Source organism: Streptomyces sp. A01 (genome assembly GCF_059026195.1).
The window spans coordinates 1-1,541 of record NZ_JBWLKN010000083.1 but is presented as its reverse complement, the minus strand read 5'-3'; the positions used below and the strand labels follow the sequence as shown (position 1 = coordinate 1,541).

1 protein-coding gene is annotated in these 1,541 nt (G+C 66.5%); it reads right to left on the bottom strand.

Going from position 1 to position 1,541, the window contains the following annotated elements; genetic code table 11:
• The coding region (locus AC5P1B_RS35595) for an acyl carrier protein (protein WP_493892178.1) at window positions 1–1,541 on the bottom strand (1,541 nt) is incomplete at both ends.

Sequence of the window (1,541 nt, the reverse complement as noted above, 5' to 3'; positions counted from 1 at the left end):
GGAGGGGCCGTTGGGGGCGGTGAGTCCGTTGCTGGCCCCGTCCTGGTTGACCGCGCTGCCGCGCACGAGGGCGAGGATGGGGTGGCCGTGGCGTTGGGCCTGGGACAGCGGCTCCAGGAGGAGCATGCCCACACCCTCGGACCAACCAGTCCCATCCGCACCCGCCGCGAACGCCTTGCACCGCCCGTCCGGTGACAGCGCCCGTTGTCGGCTGAACTCCACGAAGCCGGTGGGGGTGGACATCACGGTGACGCCACCGGCCAGGGCCACGGAGCATTCCCCGCTGCGCAGGGCCTGGCAGGCCAGATGCATAGCCACCAAAGACGACGAACAAGCGGTATCGACCGTGACGGCCGGACCTTCCAGGCCGAAGGCATACGACAGCCGACCGGAGGCGACACTGCCAGCGCTGCCGCTGCCCAAGTATCCTTCGAGGCTTTCGGGGACGGTGGTGAACCGTGCCGCATAGTCCGAGTGCATCATTCCGGTGAATACACCGGCTGGGCTTCCTTTGAGTGAGGTTGCGTCGATGCCCGCGTATTCGATGGCTTCCCATGCGGTTTCCAGTAGGAGCCGTTGCTGGGGGTCCATTGCCTGTGCCTCGCGGGGGGAGATCCCGAAGAAGGCTGGGTCGAAGTCGGCGGCGTCGTGGAGGAAGCCGCCCTCGCGGACGTAGGACTTGCCCGGTTCGTCTGGGTCGGGGTCGTAGAGCCTGTCCAGGTCCCAGCCGCGGTTGGTCGGGAAGGGGGAGACGGCGTCGGTGCCCGTGGCGACCAGGTCCCACAGGGCCTCGGGCGTGGACACGCCACCCGGATAACGGCACGCCATCCCCACCACCGCAATCGGTTCATCCGACGAGGAGACGGAGGGAGCCAGCGACGACAGCGGCGCATCGTCTACCTGGAGAAGCTCTGCGGACAGATAGTCAGCCAAGGCGGTCGGGGTGGGGTAATCGAAGATCAGTGATGTGGGGAGCTGAAGTCCCGTGGTTGTGGTGAGTTGATTACGCAGCTCGACGGCGGTGAGGGAGTCGAAGCCGAGGTCGGTGAAGGCGTGGTCGGGTTGGATGGTGTGGGGGGTGGTGTGTCCGAGGCTGGTGGCTGCGTGGGTGCGGATGAGGTTGAGGAGGGTTTGGTGTTGTTTGGTGGGTGTGAGGGTGGTGAGTTGTTCGCGGAGGGTGTCGGCGTTGGTGCTGGTGTTGTTGTGGGCGTGGTTGGGGTTGGGGTTTGTGGGGGTGGTGGTGTGGGGGGGTGTGGGGGTGAGGTGTTGGAGGAGGGGGTGGAGGGTGTTTTGTTGGGCTTGTCGGCGTAGGGCTGTGGGGTTGAGGTGGATGGGGATGAGGTGGGGGTGGGGTGTGGTGTGGGCGGTGTCGAGGAGGTGGAGTCCTTGGTGGTCGGTGAGGGGGTTGATGCCGGAGCGTTTGATGCGTTGGAGGTCGGTGGTGTCGAGTTGGCCGGTGATGGTGCTGGTGGTGGCCCATAGGCCCCAGGCGAGGGAGTGGGCGGGTTGGTGGGTGGTGTGGCGGTGGTGGGCGAGGGTGT